The sequence below is a fragment of the Planococcus kocurii genome, from assembly GCF_001465835.2.
GTDB classification, from domain to species: domain Bacteria; phylum Bacillota; class Bacilli; order Bacillales_A; family Planococcaceae; genus Planococcus; species Planococcus kocurii.
In genome coordinates, this window is sequence record NZ_CP013661.2 from 1,794,937 (window position 1) to 1,811,104 (window position 16,168).

Below are 16,168 nucleotides of genomic sequence, written 5' to 3' on the forward strand. Positions count from 1 at the left end.
TGATGTATCAGCTATCGATAGCTGACTCTCAAGATTAAGTAAATTACCTTGAATCTGTTCTTTTTCCATTTCCAAATGCTTTATCTTTGGGAACAACGAAGAAAGAGTAGGTTCTTTTGCGAGTACATCGAGTAAGTTGTCAATTTTTTTGTGAAGTTGTTTTTGACTGGTTTCTAAAGCCTTCTTTTCTAAAAGAATAGGCTTTAGTGCATTTGCTCTTTGCAGGTTCACCTGTTGAATAACATCTTTCAAGATGATAGGGGAAGATACCAAGCTTGATATTAGTTCTAGAGTCTTTGTTTCTGCATAGTCAGCTCTAGTAGAGTATGGGAGACAAGCAGCGCGACCTTTATTTTTATATTGGCCACATACATAATAGCGATATGAATTTGAACTTTGCGGGACCATCCCGTGACCACAGGAAGGACATTTTAACAGGTTACTTAAAAGATAAGGGCTTTTCGATTTGGCAGGCTTACATGTACGGGTTTTACGAATGCTCTGCACGCTGTTCCATTGATCTTCAGAAATAATAGCCTCGTGTATTCCATCAGTAAGAAGAATTTCAAAACCTTTTCCTTGTCTCCTCTTTTCACTCCAGTTCTCATATTTATTGAAAGAGATTTTACCAATATAGCGAGGATTGTCAAGTATCTGCTTGACTCCATTTACAGAAAATAAACAACCTCTTTTTGTCTTGTATCCTTTGGCATTTAATCTGTTACTAATTGCTTTATACCCCAATCCATCTTCTGCCAACTGGAATATATCCCTTACAATCACTGCTTCTTCTTCGCAAATGACAAGCTCTTTGTTGATGCTCACATACCCTAAGCAAGCGCCTCCATTGGTTTTACCTTCTTTAGCCCTTTGAGTCATTCCGAACTTTACTCTTTCAGCGATGGTTTTTCGTTCCATTTCAGCCAATGATCCCATGAATTGAAACATTAGAGCACCTATTGGGGTAGTGGTGTCAAAGTTTTCTTGAAGAATTATGAGTTTCACATTATGTTTTTCGAGCTCATCGCTTATTTCTAAAGCATCGCGGAGACTTCGCGTTAGCCTATCCAATTTGTAGACTAAAAGGGTATCGAATTTTCCTTGCTTCGCATCACTCATCATTTTAAGCATTGCAGGACGCTTCTCGATGCTCTTTCCACTGATTCCGTTGTCAATGTATTCTTCTACTATTTCTATGTTTAAATGAGCTGCATGAGCCTTTAAAGCACTTATCTGTGCTTCTATACTGAAGCCTTCACGCGCTTGTTCATCAGTACTTACTCTTACATATATCGCTGCACTATTGGTATCTCTATTCTTCATATCCATCCTCCTCTCATATTCGATTTTTCTCTAGGTTAGTGATAAGTAAATCTTTGAAGTCCTCAGAGAATAGTTGTGAATTTTTATAATTCAGTTCCACGTATCTCTTATATACATCATTGTATGAGCCAATAGTCTCTTTAATAAACAGTGGTGTTTTACTTTCACTCACAGTATTAAGTAATTTAAATTCAAAGTTACTTCTTGCAAGTAACTGAATCATGGAGGCATCATCAATCCAACTTTTAGAAATAAAATGTTCAATAAATCTCATAGTATTGCCCTCGAAAACTTGGTAGTATATAGCGCCTAACTTATATTTCTCCTCGTATTGCAAATCTTCTAAATCCACGTTTTCTTGAACCTCTGTTGTATTTTCGCTTTTCCCAAGATAAAAAGGCTTTGGATTCCCTATGTAATAATCATCGTCGAAGACTTCCAGAGGAACATTGAAAAACTTAGATAAATTATATATTGCTTTATAAGAAGGACTGACAATGACCCCTCGCTCTACAGATGATAGGGTTTGTGGTGTAACTTCAATCTCCCTTGCTAGTTCAGCAATGGTAATAACTTTGCCTTCCAATTCCCCTAATTTGTTTCTAAAAGAATTCACTCGCATCCCAATAGGCATAGAAGCTAACAACTTCAAATTTTCTCCTTCAATTAACATTTTCGTCATTATAAAAACTCCTCTCTTTACAATTAATCAATTACCTGATAGATTAAAAATAACATACGACATTATAATTGTAAAACATTATAATTTAGGAGGAAGAAAAATGCATTCCCACAACTACGCTCATCAAAAGATTGATTATCAAAAGGGTCAATCAACCAGAGTCGTGCCAAATGTCTCTGAACATAATAATTTAAAAAAATCTTTTTTAATAGAAGTCGCCAAGCTTATCACCAAAAATTCTGAACGTAATTTAATAGATTCGACTTAACTGTTTTTATAATTTATTGAATTTGAGAATAGAAACAGTAAGAAATTCCTTATTGTCTCCATTCTCTTAACCTAAGCTATTTAATAAATGAATTAAAGAGAGTATTAGCTACAACGATGCATATTACTTGCCTCTTCATCTATTCATCATAAACGAAATACCCCATCCCCCTTGTATGTTTATGATGAGTTATCTGTGCTTAAGGGGGGCTTTAATGTAAATATATTAAGGTCTACAACTAACTGTAGGAGTGCCTTGAATGAAGCATAAAATGAGTGATAGTTGGAACACATCAATCAGTAAAAGGAGTAAAAAGAAAGAGTACGCCTCTCTTTTTGAGTTGCAAACGTCTTTTTTAGAAAGTCCTTGTGATGGAATTGTCTTTAGTAGTGATCACCTTTTAACAGATCAATTCTTGGAGTTGGCAAAGGAAGTGGCTACCTTCTCTTCTGCAGCAAGTCATAAGTCCACTGCTCATAGCGAGATTATAGGTTTTGGCGCGGTGAGTGTATGGCGTAAACGCAGATACAAAAATACTCGTATGTATCGGGTACGTATTAATCCTTCGATAGGTTGTATGAAACCAGAACAAATACTGAAATGGATTTTCTTCATATTTGGTCGCTTTGATGGAATCTACATACGCAATATTGATCTAAAAGTAGACATTGATCATCATACTTTTTCTAAGGTAGCCAAGACCTGCTGGGCTCCTAATTTTAGAAGCCGAGAGAAGAAATACAAGGGAACTATTTATTTTGGCTCATCTACAAGCAAAAGGCAGTTGGTGATTTATGACAAGGAACAAGAGTTGATGAAGAAGAGAAAAATTCGCCTCGGTCATACTATGGTTCGTCTAGAAATGAGGTTGAAGTTTTACGAACAAAAGGAAATACCTTTAACCAGTTTCATGAATTTAGATTTTAAATCCCTTATTCCTTTTAAAGACGTAGTATTAATAGATTCTCCAAAAGAGGATTTTTTAAAGACTCTAAGAGGAAAGCAGTCATTAGGCTATATTGAAAACGATGTTTACCAAACAATGAAGGCTATTCCTAATTGTTCGAGACCCAGAATCATTAAAGAATTGAGTTTAAAGGGTAGAGTTGAGTTCATATCTGATATTTTCAATAAACAAATGACTAAGTGGGAGGCCTAGAACATGGACATTGAACAGGCTAAGGAATTAAACGAACAAAAACGAAACGAAATGCTTCTTAAGATTCTAGAAGAAGAATATGGAATAGATAGAGATAGAGTTACAGATTTTTTGTATAAAATGATCGAATCTATGCCATTCGAATACTATGATAAGCGTGCTCTCAATAGCTTAAAACATGGAATGAATATGAAGACAATTCTTCCATGTAAATTGCAGAGATGTGTCCACAGTAAGTACTGTGTTATCCATCAAAGCGAGAATACTTCGCATATTGAAATAGGCTCTCCATGCAGATTGGAAATCGAACAATATCTTCAAATTACTGAAGGTCTTGATAGACAATATGCTAGTAGAGAATTTATGCCTAATACTGATGTCTTAGTCGATTATATAATGGCCACAGTTAAGAGTGATAGAAACAGACGCTTGATTGCACTAGAAGGTGGATTTATGGAACGGCCAGGAGTATCGCGTTTAAATAACAAAGGACTATCTTTGGGTTATAGATATTGGGGCTCAACTCGTAGTAAGGTGAAAAAAGCAATTGACAAGCTCAACGTTGAATAGAGGGTTTATTTTTGTAATCTCTATAACATGCAAGTTAATTATGGAGTTATAGAGGTAAGACGGAGTTCGTAGTTATACTACAGTGGTATTACACAACTGCATAAGATAAAACAAGCCATCGAATGATGAGCATCATTCGATGGCTTGTTTCTTACTTCTTATTCTTTAATTTCTCTATTAACGCTGTTACTTGTACCCGGCGTTCCTCGGTTTCAGTTTCAAGTACGGAAGCTTCTTTAAAGGTACCATCGGGATTCCATTCGACATCAAGAATATCGCCCTCTTTTGCATAGCTTTCTAATTTAGAGCGTTCAATCAGCTTTTGGTGAGATTCATTGCCTTTTTCCACTAGAACGGCAAACTCTTCATCATATCGATCCAGGGTGTACTTATTTGACTTCATGGATTAGCGCTCCTTTAGAATCATAGAGTTTAGCTGGATCGCCACTGTTTAACCATATGTTGGCTGTGGTCCATTTTAAGTAGTTACCGCCTGACTTTGCATTTGGTCCACTGGTGACATGGACATTCGCTCCTGCTTTTAGCGTATAGGTTGGGAACGTGAATGACTGGTTTCCTTGGACAGAAACGAGCTTCCACCCAGCCATTGCCACATCGGTTGTTCCGACGTTTTGAATCGAAACGATTTCAGTCGACAAGTCTTTCTTCACGACCTGCAGCTTGCCTGTGGTGCCGGCTGATGGTGGCGTTGGCGTAGTGGTCGGCGGTGTCCATGCTTTTGCACTTACGCTGTGTGCTTGGCCGTTTGTTGTCACTGTCACATCCCCGGAAACAGCTGTCGAATAGATTTTCGATTTTACAGTTGTCAGTCGAGAAACAACCTCTTTATGCGGGTGACCGTAGGAGTTGTCTTTTCCGTAGGATAGAACGGTACCCATAGGGTAAACCTCGTTGATGAAATTGGACGATGAACTGGTATTAGATCCGTGGTGTCCAGCTTTCAAATAGGTGCTCTTCAAGTCATATTTAGGTAGCATCGTATTTTCGATGGCAACATCCGCATCGCCCGTCAACAAGAAGCTGACTTTTCCGTATTTGGCTTTCAAGACAATTGATGCGTCGTTATTGTCGCTAGCTTTAGAGTCCACATTTAGCACTTGAACGCCCAAAACACTGTCGAATGGCAGTTTCTGTCCCATTTTTGGTACTTCAAACGCAATGTTCTTTGTATCAATCAACTGAAGCAGTTCATAGTACGTATCGGTAGTATGCACTTTGCCTGAATCGTAGAACTTGGTAACAGGGAAGCTGTTCAAGACAGAAATTAATCCGCCAATATGATCAGCATCCGGATGCGTCGCGACAACAGCATCGAGTTTGATCACGCCTTTAGATTTCAAGAATGATACGACTTTCGGTCCTTGAGACTTTGTGCCGCCGTCAATCAGCATGTTCTTGCCGTTGCCGGATTGAATCAGAATAGAGTCACCCTGGCCCACATTAATGAAATGAACCTTAGCCTGCTTATTGCCAGTCTCTTTCATAACCATGGCACGTGTTAAGAAAGCCGAGAGCTGCCCTTTGGTGATGGTCTCATTCGGGCGGTATGTTCCATCTAAATTCCCTACCGTAATGTTTGCATGGATGATGCGTTTGATATACGGGTAGGCTTTCATGGTTGGGCTAAGGTCTTTAAATGATTTAGTCGATTCGGTCGTGAGGTTAAAGGCACGCGAAATAAAAATGGCCATTTCGCCGCGGTTGACGATGCCTTTTGGCCGGTACGTCCCGTCTGGGTAACCGGAGATCACACCGGCTTTCACAGCGGAGTTAATGTAGCCAGACGCGGGCGAAGAAGCTGGCACGTCTTTGAATGGCGTACTGGTGCGCGTGCCATTCAATTTGAGGGCTTTGGCAATCATGATCGCCGCAGATTCACGGGTAATCGGTGTATCCACCCCATACTTCGAACTGGTACCCACCACGCCTTTTTCATACAGATAAGCGATGTCGTCATAGAATCGGTGATTCACGGGAACATCGCTGTACGTGGCGGCTTCTGCATTGTTCATTGGCGCCAGTGATAACAACAAGACAATGGACAACACGAACATTAGTATTTTTTTCACTATCTCTCCTCATTTCCTTTTATTTACTCTTATCATATAGACGAGTCAAAAATAAGTCTATAGATTTTACTATGAATTTGTGAAAATAAGGAATTATCATATAGATTTTATTGAAATATACAAAAATATAACAGGTACAGCAAAGCTTAATATTGAGTAAAACCAGTATTAAGTTTAGTTGTAAAAAGAGAGGAATGTTTGTTATGGGTTTACAAGAAGAAAAATTAGGTCTACAAGTAATGCAAGAGGAAGAAAATGTGATAACAACGTTATATGATCCAGAGCATCCGTCTATTGGTGTTGTAATTAGTGGAGAATATTATTGGGATGGACCCATAATCCAACTCCTACAGATGGAATATGAAAATGATAAATGGGTTTTCGTTCGGAAGTTAAAGGAAATTGAGTTCTATAATTACGACGATGCGGAAATTTTTGTTGAGGATGTAGCTGATATATCTCCACATAATTTACTCTTATTAACAATGTGATTCCAATTAGTAGTCATACAAGCTTATTTTGAGTAGTAACTCCTTTTATCTTTATTAGATAGAAGGAGTTTTATTTATTTCACCATATTACTCGTCTTGTTATAATACTCTCATAAGAAGCTCTTGGAGTGAGAACGACTATCCAATTCAGAATCTATTAAACGAATATTTGATGGATATTTAAAGATGGATTGAAATAAGGCTTTTTGTTGTCTATAAAATCGTCTATAATCAATTCTACTAAACCTATGGAGGTAGACTGCTATGATCATTGGATATGCTCGAGTTTCTACAAAAGACCAATCCTTAGATGTGCAAGTAGATGCTATTACTAAGTACGCCTTAGAAATCGGAGAGAAAGTAGAGATTTTCCTGGAAAAAGAAAGTGGCGGTAAGAAGAACAGACCAGAACTTCACACAGCGCTGCGCATGGCTAGAAAAGGTGACTCATTTGTTATTTATAAACTTGACCGTTTAGCGAGATCGACTCGACAATTATATGAAGTAACAGATGAGTTAGAAAAAAGGGGGGTAGATTTTGTTAGTTTAAATGACAAAATTGATACTAAAACAGCAGCTGGGAAAGCAATGTTTGGCATGCTCGCTGTCTTTGCTGAATTTGAACGTTCCATTATTCAAGAAAGAACTGTAGCAGGTCTTCAGGCAGCCCGTAAGCGAGGTAGAATAGGTGGCAGAAAGCCCCTAGATACGAAGACTAAAAGAAGTATTAAGACACTCTATGAAGCCGGAGAAGGGGCGCAGGATATTGCTCAACGCTTTCATATTGGCAGAAGTACAGTTTATAAAGTGTTAAAAGAATCAAACAAAGAGGAACAAGTTTAAATCTAAAAGAATCTTAAATTACCATAAGCGCTATACCGCTATGTTGTATATTGATTTTTCTGAATTAAATGATATAATAAGCTGTAAAAAAGAGGTGTAGCGGCGTGTCGAACTTTAGTCATTTAGATATGCAACTAGCTTTAGGAATTCAAGTATCTACCCTAAGAAAGTACGCGATGGCTTTAGAGCAACATGGATATATATTTAATAAGAATAATCAAGGTCACAGGCTATATACAGAAAAGGATGTGGATGCATTTTTAAGGTTAATTTCTTATAAGAAATTAAATGGAATGACGATTGATAGGAATGCGAAAGCTGTGGTGGAGTGGATCAGAGAAAGTATAGCGGAGGACGCTATGGAGAATTATTTTGAAAGAGAACAAGATACTCATTCTTTGATGACAATGACACTAGAAGGTTTTGTCCAACTTCAATCTGAGCACATTAAAACTCAAAGCAAGCAGTTGGAAAACCAAGAATTGATAGTTAATCAACAAAAAGAAATATCTAATAACATCATGTCTGCTAACAATGAACTGAAGAAGACATTAGAAAGAATGAATAAATTGATTGTTTTACAGCAAGAACTTATAGCAAGAACATTAGGGGAAATCGAGAATTCCGAGGAAATGGTAGGCATTCTAACTCTTAAAAAGAAAGGCATTAGATAATACTACTCACTATATGTCCCAAGTTATTTATAGGTGAGAGGCAGCTATATTAAGCCACCTCTTTTAGAGGGGAATTTATTAAATATGTCCTTTCTCGTTCAGAGAGATATACCTCTCATTACCGATAATAATGTGATCTAGTATTTCAATCCCTACGATATTTCCGGCTTCTACTAGCCTTTTTGTGACTTGAATGTCTTCAGGACTTGGTTCTGGATGTCCACTAGGATGATTATGAGCTACTATAGCGCTTGCACAGCTACAGCGTATTAATTTCTTGAAAGTCTCTCTGGGATGCACAATAGATGCATTGAGGGAGCCGACGAAGACGGTTTCTTTAAACAAAACCTCGTTCTTTATATTTAATCCTAATACGACAAAGTGTTCCTGGGTCAAATACTGCATCTCCTTCAAGTATTCAAAAGCGTGCTGTGGTGAGCGGATAGTATATCGCTTTTCAATTGGGCACGGATTCATGCGAGCCAATTTCAGAGCTGCCAGAATCTGTTTTGACTTTACTTTACCTATGCCTCGAATATTCATTAGTTCCTCTTCTGTCACTAACAGCAGATCTTGTAGAGAAGGGTAGAGCTTAAAGATTTCATCAATATAGCTATTTTCTTTCTCACGAAGTGTTGTAGCCAGTAAAGATTTGAACGTCTCTCTATTGAATGTAGTCATTGATAGAACCTCCTAATATTTAATGAAATAAAAACAGAAGAGACAAAGACGGTCTCTTCTGATTGAATGAAAATGAATAGGCGCGATTTACTTAAGTAGATAAGTACTTGCTGAGAAGTCTATAAACAAGAAATACAAAAAGCCCATTAACTGTTGGCATACAGTTAATGGGCTTTTATTGATTTTCAAGAGACTGTTCTGAATTCTTATAGGCATCTCTTAAATGGAGCAGGTCCTGAATGAAGTCGGAAGCCTGAACTTTTGATAAATCTTTACTAGTATTTACTCGGTACTTTTCTTGCATTAACCCTTTAGCAAGTTCAGCTGATAGGCCGATCTCTCTAACGATGCGAAAGATGGCCTTGAGTTGCCGTTCAGTAGCCGGATCAAGAGCAACTTCTATTTCACTTGTGTTGGGTAAGCTTACTAAGTCTAGGGCAAAGAGATGGGTGGCTCCTAAAGCGGACAATACTGCATCAACAAGGGCTCTCTTCTTTGCAGTCTTTAAAATCATATTAACAGCGTTGTATACATCGATTTCCTTGAATAGTCCCTCTTTTGAATTGCAGGAGCCGATTCCTTCAGCTTCGACAATGCCGGACTTTTTATCAATCAAGACCACTTTAACTTCATATGAAAAGACACCTAACTCCCAATTTTCGGTTCGTTGAATTACCTCCGCTAATTTAGACAACCCGTATGCATTACAGAGCTTTTCTGCACCAGGCTTTAACAGAACAGCTTTGGAGTAGTTCTGAAAATGTCCGTAATCAATCCCTTCTACCATTTCATTGGCTAGGAAATCTTGCATCCTAGATTGTTCCGTCTTAAGCGAAGTAGTAATTGCCGTCTCTCTCTTGCGCCATTTTCCAGTCGTTACCGCCTTGAGCAATTCCGTATTTGCTTTTAAATACTTCTTCATTACTAGACCTCCTATTGATAGATTGGTTTTCAATGCAATTGTTTTGAGTACGTTGCTTCTAGCATCACCTTCTTTCTTTAATCTAAGTGCTAACCTCCCTTCCTGGAATGCGCTCCTCTCACCACGCCTGTCATCTCTGTAAATAAATAGACCACCCTCCAATATGGGAGAGTGGTCTAGCTATTGCAAAGTCGAATCGATTATGAATTCGCTATAGAATTAAGCTGTACAATTAAAAGTAAACTTTCTTTCTAAAGGGGTGGGGCTCGGAACGGTATCAATTAAACCTTACTAAGTACTAGGTGCCGACAGAAAAAAATTTATAAATTTTTCTTCTATTATGCAGAGTTTTCTCTTCACCGTTATAGATGTTGTATAAAAGAGAAAGACGATTAAGAAATCAGACTGTACAGACATGTTTCTATCTGAACCGCGATCAGGGACCGAAACAAGAAGCTATGGCTAGCGACGTTAGTAGCAAATCAGATAATGTTATTTATTCAATATCTAGCTTTACAAAGAGAGAACGTTATATAAGTCTTCATATTCAGAAAACTAGTATTCCAAAGTAAAAAGAAATCGACTTCCTCAATATATGAAATTCCCCACGTATTGCTATGACCTTAAAAGGGTAGGGGAAACTTGCAGGAGATGTTAATATGAAACAAGAAAGCAACTAGGGGGAACTGAAAATGAGCCAATTAACACAGCAACAATTAGAATCCCATTTATGGGAATCAGCCAATATTTTACGAGGAAGTATTGATTCCTCTGACTATAAGAATTACATCTTTGGATTACTGTTTTTAAAACGGTTGAGCGATGTATTTGTGGAAACGGCAGTGCATATTGAAGAGAAGGAAGGATCGGATTACGGTTGGCACGACCGCGATGAACACCAATTCTTTGTCCCGGAGCGGGCACGCTGGAAAACCATCCAAACAACAACCCAAGATATCGGGGATGCAATCAATAAAGCATTTGAAGCATTGGAAGAAGAGAATCCCTCACTGCAAGGGGTTCTAGCGAATATCGACTTCAACGACAAGGAAAAGCTGCCTGACAGACTGCTTCTGAAGCTGACACAGCATTTTACAGCGCTGGACTTGAAGAACGAAAACCTATCCGAACCCGATATGCTGGGGCGGGCTTATGAGTATTTGATTAAAATGTTTGCGGATGATGCGGGCAAAAAAGGTGGAGAATTTTATACGCCAAGCAAAGTGGTAGAACTCATTGTACGCCTCATCAAGCCTGAAGAAGGCATGCGTGTCTGTGATCCAACTGTCGGCTCTGGCGGTATGCTGATCCAATCGGTGGATTACATCAAGTCCCAGGGAGGCAACCCGAAGAACCTAACTCTGCATGGTCAGGAGCGGAATTTGAATACTTGGGCAGTAGCCAAGATGAATTTATTGTTCCACGGCTTAAGTGATCATCGTATTGAAAAAGGTGACACCATCCGAAACCCGAAACTTGTGGAAGACGGAGAATTGATTTTATATGATCGTGTAATCGCCAATCCGCCGTTCAGCCTGAGCAACTGGGGACGGGAAGAAGCTGAAGCCGATTCCTATGGCCGTTTCCGATTTGGCATTCCGCCAAAAGACAAAGGGGATTTGGCATTCGTCCAGCATATGGTCGCAACTCTAAATCACGAAGGAAAAGCGGGCGTTGTAATGCCGCATGGTGTTTTGTTCCGTGGGAGTGCAGAAGGGAAAATTCGACAAGGGTTGCTTGAAGAAGATCTGATTGAAGCAGTGATCGGCCTACCATCTAATCTCTTCTATGGCACAGGAATTCCCGCCTCTATTCTAATTTTAAACCGTAATAAAGAAAAAGTGAAAAAAGGTAAGGTCTTCTTCCTGAACGGCTCGTCCGACTATCAGGAAGGCAAAAACCAGAACACTTTACGGGCACAAGACATAGATAAATTTATTGCAGCCTTCGACAAGTGGGAAGAAGTAGAGAAATACTGTCGTCCAGTCTCACTAGATGAAATCAAGGAAAATGACTACAACCTGAACATCGCTCGTTATATTGATATTGCAGAAGAGGAAGTGCAGATTGAAGTAGCAGAAGCTGTTGCTGAACTCCGCATGTTAGAAAAAGAACGAGAAGAGCTAGAGACAGTTATGAATGGCTATTTGAAGGAGTTGGGGTATGTTGAATAAGTTTAATCGAAAAGAGTTTGAAACTACCTACAGTACAGAAACTCCTGAAGGCTGGAAGATAATATCGATGGGAGACTTATTTGATTTCTATGGTGGCATGTCCTTTTCTCGTGCGGCTTTGAGTGACGAAGGGTTACTATATTTGCATTACGGTGATATTCACAAAAAGAACCAAAGTGAATTTAGTGCGGAGAAGGATACTGACTGGTTGCCTAGAGTTAATATTAATCCTACTAAAGTTAAGAGCGGAGCTTTCCTTGAGACAGGAGATATTGTTTTTGCAGACGCTTCTGAAGATTATGAAGGGATAGGGAAAAGTGTAGTAATTATAAATACCCAAAACAAGCCTTTTGTGTCTGGACTTCACACTATTGTTGCGAAACAACGTAAAAAGTTACTCGATAATGGTTTTAAAAAGTATTTTTTGAAACCTAATTCTGTTAAGCGACAATTTATAAAAATTGCTACTGGTTCAACTGTGTTTGGGATATCCAAATCTAATATAAAAACAATAAAAGCTTTAATCCCACCAATTCAGGAACAACAAAAAATAGCAGAAATCCTCACTTCGGTCGATGAAGCAATTGAGAAAACCGAAGCAATTATCGAACAAACAGAAAAAGTGAAAAAAGGATTAATGCAACAGCTTTTAACAAAAGGTATTGGCCATACGGAATTTAAAACTACTGCTCTAGGAGAAGTTCCAGAAGAGTGGGAAGTTTTAAAGCTAGTTGATATTGTTGGAAACCAAAAAAATGCAATTAAACCTGGTCCTTTTGGTTCGTCTTTAAAAAAGGAATTTTACGTCGAAAGAGGATATAAAGTCTATGGCCAGGAACAAGTTATTCCTAATGATTTTTCTATTGGAAATTATTATATTGATGAAAAAAAATTCGAGGAATTGAAAGGTTTTGAAATAAAACCAGGAGATTTGTTAATTAGTCTTGTTGGTACTTTTGGGAAGATTGCTATTGTTCCAGAGGATTATGAACCTGGAATAATAAACCCTCGTTTATTAAAAATTTCTTTCGATGAAACTAAGGCAGCAGTAAATTTTTATAAATACTATATGTCTTCCTCCCCTTTTTACAATCAATTAAGAGGTTTGAGCCAGGGGGGACAATGGGGGTAATTAACAGTAAAACATTGAAGAGCCTCTTTTTCCCATGTCCCCCCATAGAAGAGCAATATAAGATAATTGAAATTCTTCATTCATTCGACGTTAGGCTTCAAAATGAAAAGCAATATGTAGTATGCCTTCATCTGCTAAAAAGAGGTTTGATGCAGGAACTTTTAACAGGTAAAACTCGTGTTCAAACCAACAACCCTGAGGTGATTCTTTCATGACAGTCATAAAGGACTGGAACGAAAAACAGTTGGTGGAAAATCGACTGATTGACCAGCTAAAGGACATGGATTACGATTACCTTCCTGGCCAAGCGCTGGATGCAGAGAGGGAAACCATAAGTGATGTAATTCTTCGTGGGCGGTTAACTGCTGCCATCCAAAAGCTGAATCCTTGGATTGATGAAAACAACCTGAAAAGAGTAGTCCGTTCCGTTCTGCACATTGAAGCGACGAGTCTGATAGAAGCAAATGAGAAGTTCCATTATGAATTGGTCAACTACATCTCAATCCAACAAGATCTAGGTAAAGGGAAGAAGAATCAGACGGTGCGCCTCATAGATTTCGCCCGTCCTAAAAATAACGAATTCCTTGTGGTGGACCAGTTTTCGATTACCGATGCCAGAGGAACCGTCCGTCCCGATCTCCTGATATTCGTTAACGGATTACCGTTAGTAGTGATTGAATGCAAGAGCCCACTCCTGCATGTTGATGAACAGATCGGTCAGGCGGTGAAGCAGCTCAGGCGCTATCAAGAAGAGAAAGAACGGCTATTCCATTACAACCAGTTGATGATTGCCACAAGCAATGACCGTGCGAAGGCAGGAACGATTGGTGCGCAGGCACAGCACTTCGGCGAATGGAAAGATCCGTATCCATTGAAAGCTGCCGAAATCAGCGACACCCCAACACCACAGGATATCTTGGCGGCAGGAATGCTGGAAAAGAAGAACCTGCTCGATCTGATTCAGAACTTTATTGTCTATGAGCCAGAAAACGGAAAAGTGATCAAGAAGCTGGCTCGCTACCAGCAGTTTCGTGCCGTCAATAAAGCAATCGACCGCATTCTTCATGCGAAGTCGCCTGTAGACCGAGGCGGTGTGGTCTGGCATACACAAGGGAGTGGCAAGTCACTGACCATGCTATATCTTGCTGTAAAACTGCGCCGCATCGAAGCGTTGGAAAACCCGACTGTGGTAATTGTCACCGACCGTAAAGATCTGGATGAACAGATTTCGAATACGTTTAGGCGCTGCGGCTTCCCGAATCCCAGACAAGCTGCAGGCGTATCTCAGTTAAAAACCTTGTTGCAGCAGGGTCCGGGTTCCACAGTGATGACGCTTGTCCAAAAGTTTCAGGAAGACCGGCAGGAAGGGGGTTATCCACTCCTATCAGAATCGAAAAACATCTTTGTGATGGTGGATGAGAGCCACAGAAGCCAGTATAAAGGTCTGGCTACCAATATGCGCACAGCTTTGCCGAATGCCTGTTACTTAGGTTTTACAGGGACGCCCATTGATAAAGAAGACAAAAGCACGACCAAGACATTCGGACCTTATATCGATAAGTATACGATTGAACAGGCAGTGGAGGATGGGGCGACCGTTTCAATTTTTTATGAGTCACGGATGACGGACCTTCATGTACAAGGCGAGACGTTGGATGAGTTGTTTGACCGTAACTTCAGAAGCTACAGTGATGAGGACCGTGAACGAATCAAGCAGAAATATGCCAAAGAAGAAGCGATCATTGCTTCCCCGCAGCGCATCGAACAGATTGTCCTGGATTTGATCAAACATTACGAAACGCACATCCAGCCCAACGGTTTTAAAGCACAGATCGTTGCGGTCACGAGGGAAGCAGCTGTTCTATACAAGCAGAAGCTGGACGACTTGAGTGACATCGAATCTGCCGTGATCTTTTCGGCTGCGCATAACGACCAAGAGCCACTCAAAAGTCACCATATAACAAAAGAACAAGAGAAACAGCTGATTGAACGGTTCAAGAAACCGATGGAGGAAGATAAATTGTCGGTGTTGATTGTTTGTGATAAGTTGCTGACGGGGTTCGATGCGCCGATTGAACAGGTGATGTATCTGGATAAGCCAGTGAAAGAGCATAACCTTCTTCAAGCGATTGCGCGGACCAATAGAACTTACAAAAACAAGACATATGGACTGATTGTCGATTATTTCGGTGTGTCGAAGTTTTTGGAACAGGCGCTTGGCATCTTTACCAAGCAAGACATTAGGGGAGCGCTTTTGCCGATCGACAGTGAAATCCCCAGGCTCCAGTCCCGTCACCGTACCGCCATGCATTACTTTGATTACATCAATAAAGGGAATGTGGAAGCGTGCATTCAGGTGCTGGAGCCAGAAGACGTCCGACATGAGTTTGATACTGCGTTCAAGCGATTTGCCCAAAGCATGGACATGATTATGCCGAATCCGAAAGCACAGCCGTATATTGCAGATTTGAAGTTTTTAGGAAAAGTCCAGCAGTTGACAAAGTCCCGCTACCGTGAGGAATTGACGGACATATCGGATTGCGGCGAAAAGGTGAAGCGGCTGATTGCCGAACATTTGCGGGCTTCCTCGATACAAATGGTACACGACCCGATCAATATCTTATCCAATGGGTTTGACGAAGAATTGAAGAAGACGCAGTCCGAGGAAGCCAAAGCCTCTGAGATGGAACATGCGATCAAGCATGAAATCAAAATCAAGATTGATGAGAATCCTGTGTTCTATACTTCGTTAAGGGAGAGACTCGAACAGCTGATTCAGGCAAGAAAAGACAAACAGATGGAAATTCAAGATTTGATCGAAGGGTTTAATGCAATGATTGGGGAGCTTCGGAATGTCGCAGAGATAAGTGAAGCACATGGTCTTGAAAAAGAACAATTTCCGTTTTATCAACTGCTGGAAACAGAGTTGCCTGGAGAAGAACAGGCGGCGAAGGACTTGACCGAAATCATCACAGCCGTCATTCAACAGCAGGCGGTGGTGGAATGGAAGGAAAAAGAGGAAGTTCAGCGGCAGATGCGAAGAGAAATCAAGAAGCACCTGCGGGCCAGCCGTTTTCCGATGGATAAGTTAGAAGGGATTACCCAGCAAATGATGGATTTGGCAAGAATTCATTACGGGTAATAAAATACGCTTCTTTT

14 protein-coding genes and 1 pseudogene are annotated in these 16,168 nt (G+C 39.9%); 9 read left to right on the forward strand and 6 right to left on the reverse strand.

The annotated features are described in order from the left end of the window. Positions 1-297: 297 nt before the first annotated feature. Together AUO94_RS17620 and AUO94_RS08925 are read right to left on the reverse strand one after the other, a co-directional pair. A pseudogene (locus AUO94_RS17620) lies at positions 298-1,329 on the reverse strand (recombinase family protein); the annotation flags it as partial. A 7-nt stretch (positions 1,330-1,336) separates the two neighbouring features. Continuing rightward, positions 1,337-2,005 (reverse strand): helix-turn-helix transcriptional regulator, encoded by a 669-nt coding sequence (locus AUO94_RS08925; RefSeq protein WP_058383877.1) that lies wholly within the window; start codon positions 2,003-2,005, stop codon positions 1,337-1,339. 527 nt (positions 2,006-2,532) lie between these two features. On the opposite strand from AUO94_RS08925, the gene AUO94_RS08930 reads away from it, so the two are divergent. After that, positions 2,533-3,432, forward strand: a complete 900-nt coding sequence (locus AUO94_RS08930; protein WP_058383878.1) for a replication initiation factor domain-containing protein — start codon at positions 2,533-2,535, stop codon at positions 3,430-3,432. A gap of 3 nt (positions 3,433-3,435) precedes the next feature. Then, the gene (locus AUO94_RS08935) at positions 3,436-4,002 is read left to right on the forward strand and encodes a hypothetical protein (RefSeq protein ID WP_058383879.1); all 567 of its coding nucleotides are present in this window, start codon (positions 3,436-3,438) and stop codon (positions 4,000-4,002) included. 151 nt (positions 4,003-4,153) lie between these two features. Here the strand turns inward: AUO94_RS08935 and AUO94_RS08940 are convergent, their stop codons facing one another. After that, positions 4,154-4,405, reverse strand: a complete 252-nt coding sequence (locus tag AUO94_RS08940; RefSeq protein WP_058383880.1) for a DUF3006 domain-containing protein — start codon at positions 4,403-4,405, stop codon at positions 4,154-4,156. Continuing rightward, positions 4,392-6,092, reverse strand: coding sequence for an S-layer homology domain-containing protein (locus AUO94_RS17040; RefSeq protein ID WP_156423939.1), 1,701 nt, complete (start codon positions 6,090-6,092; stop codon positions 4,392-4,394). The genes AUO94_RS08940 and AUO94_RS17040 overlap by 14 nt, the downstream gene beginning before the upstream one ends. Before the next feature lie 203 nt (positions 6,093-6,295). Between AUO94_RS17040 and AUO94_RS08950 the strand changes: the two genes are divergently transcribed. From AUO94_RS08950 to AUO94_RS08960, 3 genes are all read left to right on the forward strand, one after another. After that, positions 6,296-6,583, forward strand: coding sequence for a hypothetical protein (locus AUO94_RS08950; protein WP_058383881.1), 288 nt, complete (start codon positions 6,296-6,298; stop codon positions 6,581-6,583). A 264-nt stretch (positions 6,584-6,847) separates the two neighbouring features. Beyond that, positions 6,848-7,426: a recombinase family protein gene (locus AUO94_RS08955; RefSeq protein WP_058383882.1), complete on the forward strand. Its 579-nt coding sequence runs from the start codon at positions 6,848-6,850 to the stop codon at positions 7,424-7,426. A 104-nt stretch (positions 7,427-7,530) separates the two neighbouring features. Then, positions 7,531-8,100 (forward strand): MerR family transcriptional regulator, encoded by a 570-nt coding sequence (locus tag AUO94_RS08960; protein WP_058383883.1) that lies wholly within the window; start codon positions 7,531-7,533, stop codon positions 8,098-8,100. A gap of 78 nt (positions 8,101-8,178) precedes the next feature. Here AUO94_RS08960 and radC read toward each other — a convergent pair whose 3' ends face one another. Both radC and AUO94_RS08970 read right to left on the reverse strand, forming a co-directional pair. Further along, positions 8,179-8,781, reverse strand: a complete 603-nt coding sequence (gene radC / locus AUO94_RS08965; protein ID WP_058383884.1) for a RadC family protein — start codon at positions 8,779-8,781, stop codon at positions 8,179-8,181. A 175-nt stretch (positions 8,782-8,956) separates the two neighbouring features. Beyond that, positions 8,957-9,703, reverse strand: a complete 747-nt coding sequence (locus AUO94_RS08970; RefSeq protein ID WP_058383885.1) for a hypothetical protein — start codon at positions 9,701-9,703, stop codon at positions 8,957-8,959. Between the two features lie 692 nt (positions 9,704-10,395). Here AUO94_RS08970 and AUO94_RS08975 point away from each other — a divergent pair. From AUO94_RS08975 to AUO94_RS08990, 4 genes are read left to right on the forward strand one after another with little or no spacing between them, the layout of a single operon-like run. Further along, positions 10,396-11,877: a type I restriction-modification system subunit M gene (locus AUO94_RS08975; protein WP_058383886.1), complete on the forward strand. Its 1,482-nt coding sequence runs from the start codon at positions 10,396-10,398 to the stop codon at positions 11,875-11,877. Beyond that, entirely contained in the window at positions 11,867-13,009 is a 1,143-nt protein-coding gene (locus AUO94_RS08980; RefSeq protein WP_058383887.1) for a restriction endonuclease subunit S, read from the forward strand. The genes AUO94_RS08975 and AUO94_RS08980 overlap by 11 nt, the downstream gene beginning before the upstream one ends. Beyond that, positions 13,000-13,224, forward strand: coding sequence for a restriction endonuclease subunit S (locus AUO94_RS17800; protein WP_058383888.1), 225 nt, complete (start codon positions 13,000-13,002; stop codon positions 13,222-13,224). The genes AUO94_RS08980 and AUO94_RS17800 overlap by 10 nt, the downstream gene beginning before the upstream one ends. Further along, a complete protein-coding gene (locus AUO94_RS08990) occupies positions 13,221-16,151 on the forward strand; it encodes a type I restriction endonuclease subunit R (RefSeq protein WP_058383889.1) in 2,931 nt (976 codons plus the stop codon). Before AUO94_RS17800 ends, AUO94_RS08990 begins: the two co-directional genes overlap by 4 nt. Positions 16,152-16,168: the final 17 nt, after the last annotated feature.

Coding starts and splice junctions, on each gene's coding strand:
- AUO94_RS08925 (WP_058383877.1), bottom strand. CDS start 2,005: ATGACGAAAATGTTAATTGAAGGAGAAAATTTGAAGTTGTTAGCTTCT.
- AUO94_RS08930 (WP_058383878.1), top strand. CDS start 2,533: ATGAAGCATAAAATGAGTGATAGTTGGAACACATCAATCAGTAAAAGG.
- AUO94_RS08935 (WP_058383879.1), top strand. CDS start 3,436: ATGGACATTGAACAGGCTAAGGAATTAAACGAACAAAAACGAAACGAA.
- AUO94_RS08940 (WP_058383880.1), bottom strand. CDS start 4,405: ATGAAGTCAAATAAGTACACCCTGGATCGATATGATGAAGAGTTTGCC.
- AUO94_RS08950 (WP_058383881.1), top strand. CDS start 6,296: ATGGGTTTACAAGAAGAAAAATTAGGTCTACAAGTAATGCAAGAGGAA.
- AUO94_RS08955 (WP_058383882.1), top strand. CDS start 6,848: ATGATCATTGGATATGCTCGAGTTTCTACAAAAGACCAATCCTTAGAT.
- radC (WP_058383884.1), bottom strand. CDS start 8,781: ATGACTACATTCAATAGAGAGACGTTCAAATCTTTACTGGCTACAACA.
- AUO94_RS08970 (WP_058383885.1), bottom strand. CDS start 9,703: ATGAAGAAGTATTTAAAAGCAAATACGGAATTGCTCAAGGCGGTAACG.
- AUO94_RS08975 (WP_058383886.1), top strand. CDS start 10,396: ATGAGCCAATTAACACAGCAACAATTAGAATCCCATTTATGGGAATCA.
- AUO94_RS08980 (WP_058383887.1), top strand. CDS start 11,867: ATGTTGAATAAGTTTAATCGAAAAGAGTTTGAAACTACCTACAGTACA.
- AUO94_RS17800 (WP_058383888.1), top strand. CDS start 13,000: ATGGGGGTAATTAACAGTAAAACATTGAAGAGCCTCTTTTTCCCATGT.
- AUO94_RS08990 (WP_058383889.1), top strand. CDS start 13,221: ATGACAGTCATAAAGGACTGGAACGAAAAACAGTTGGTGGAAAATCGA.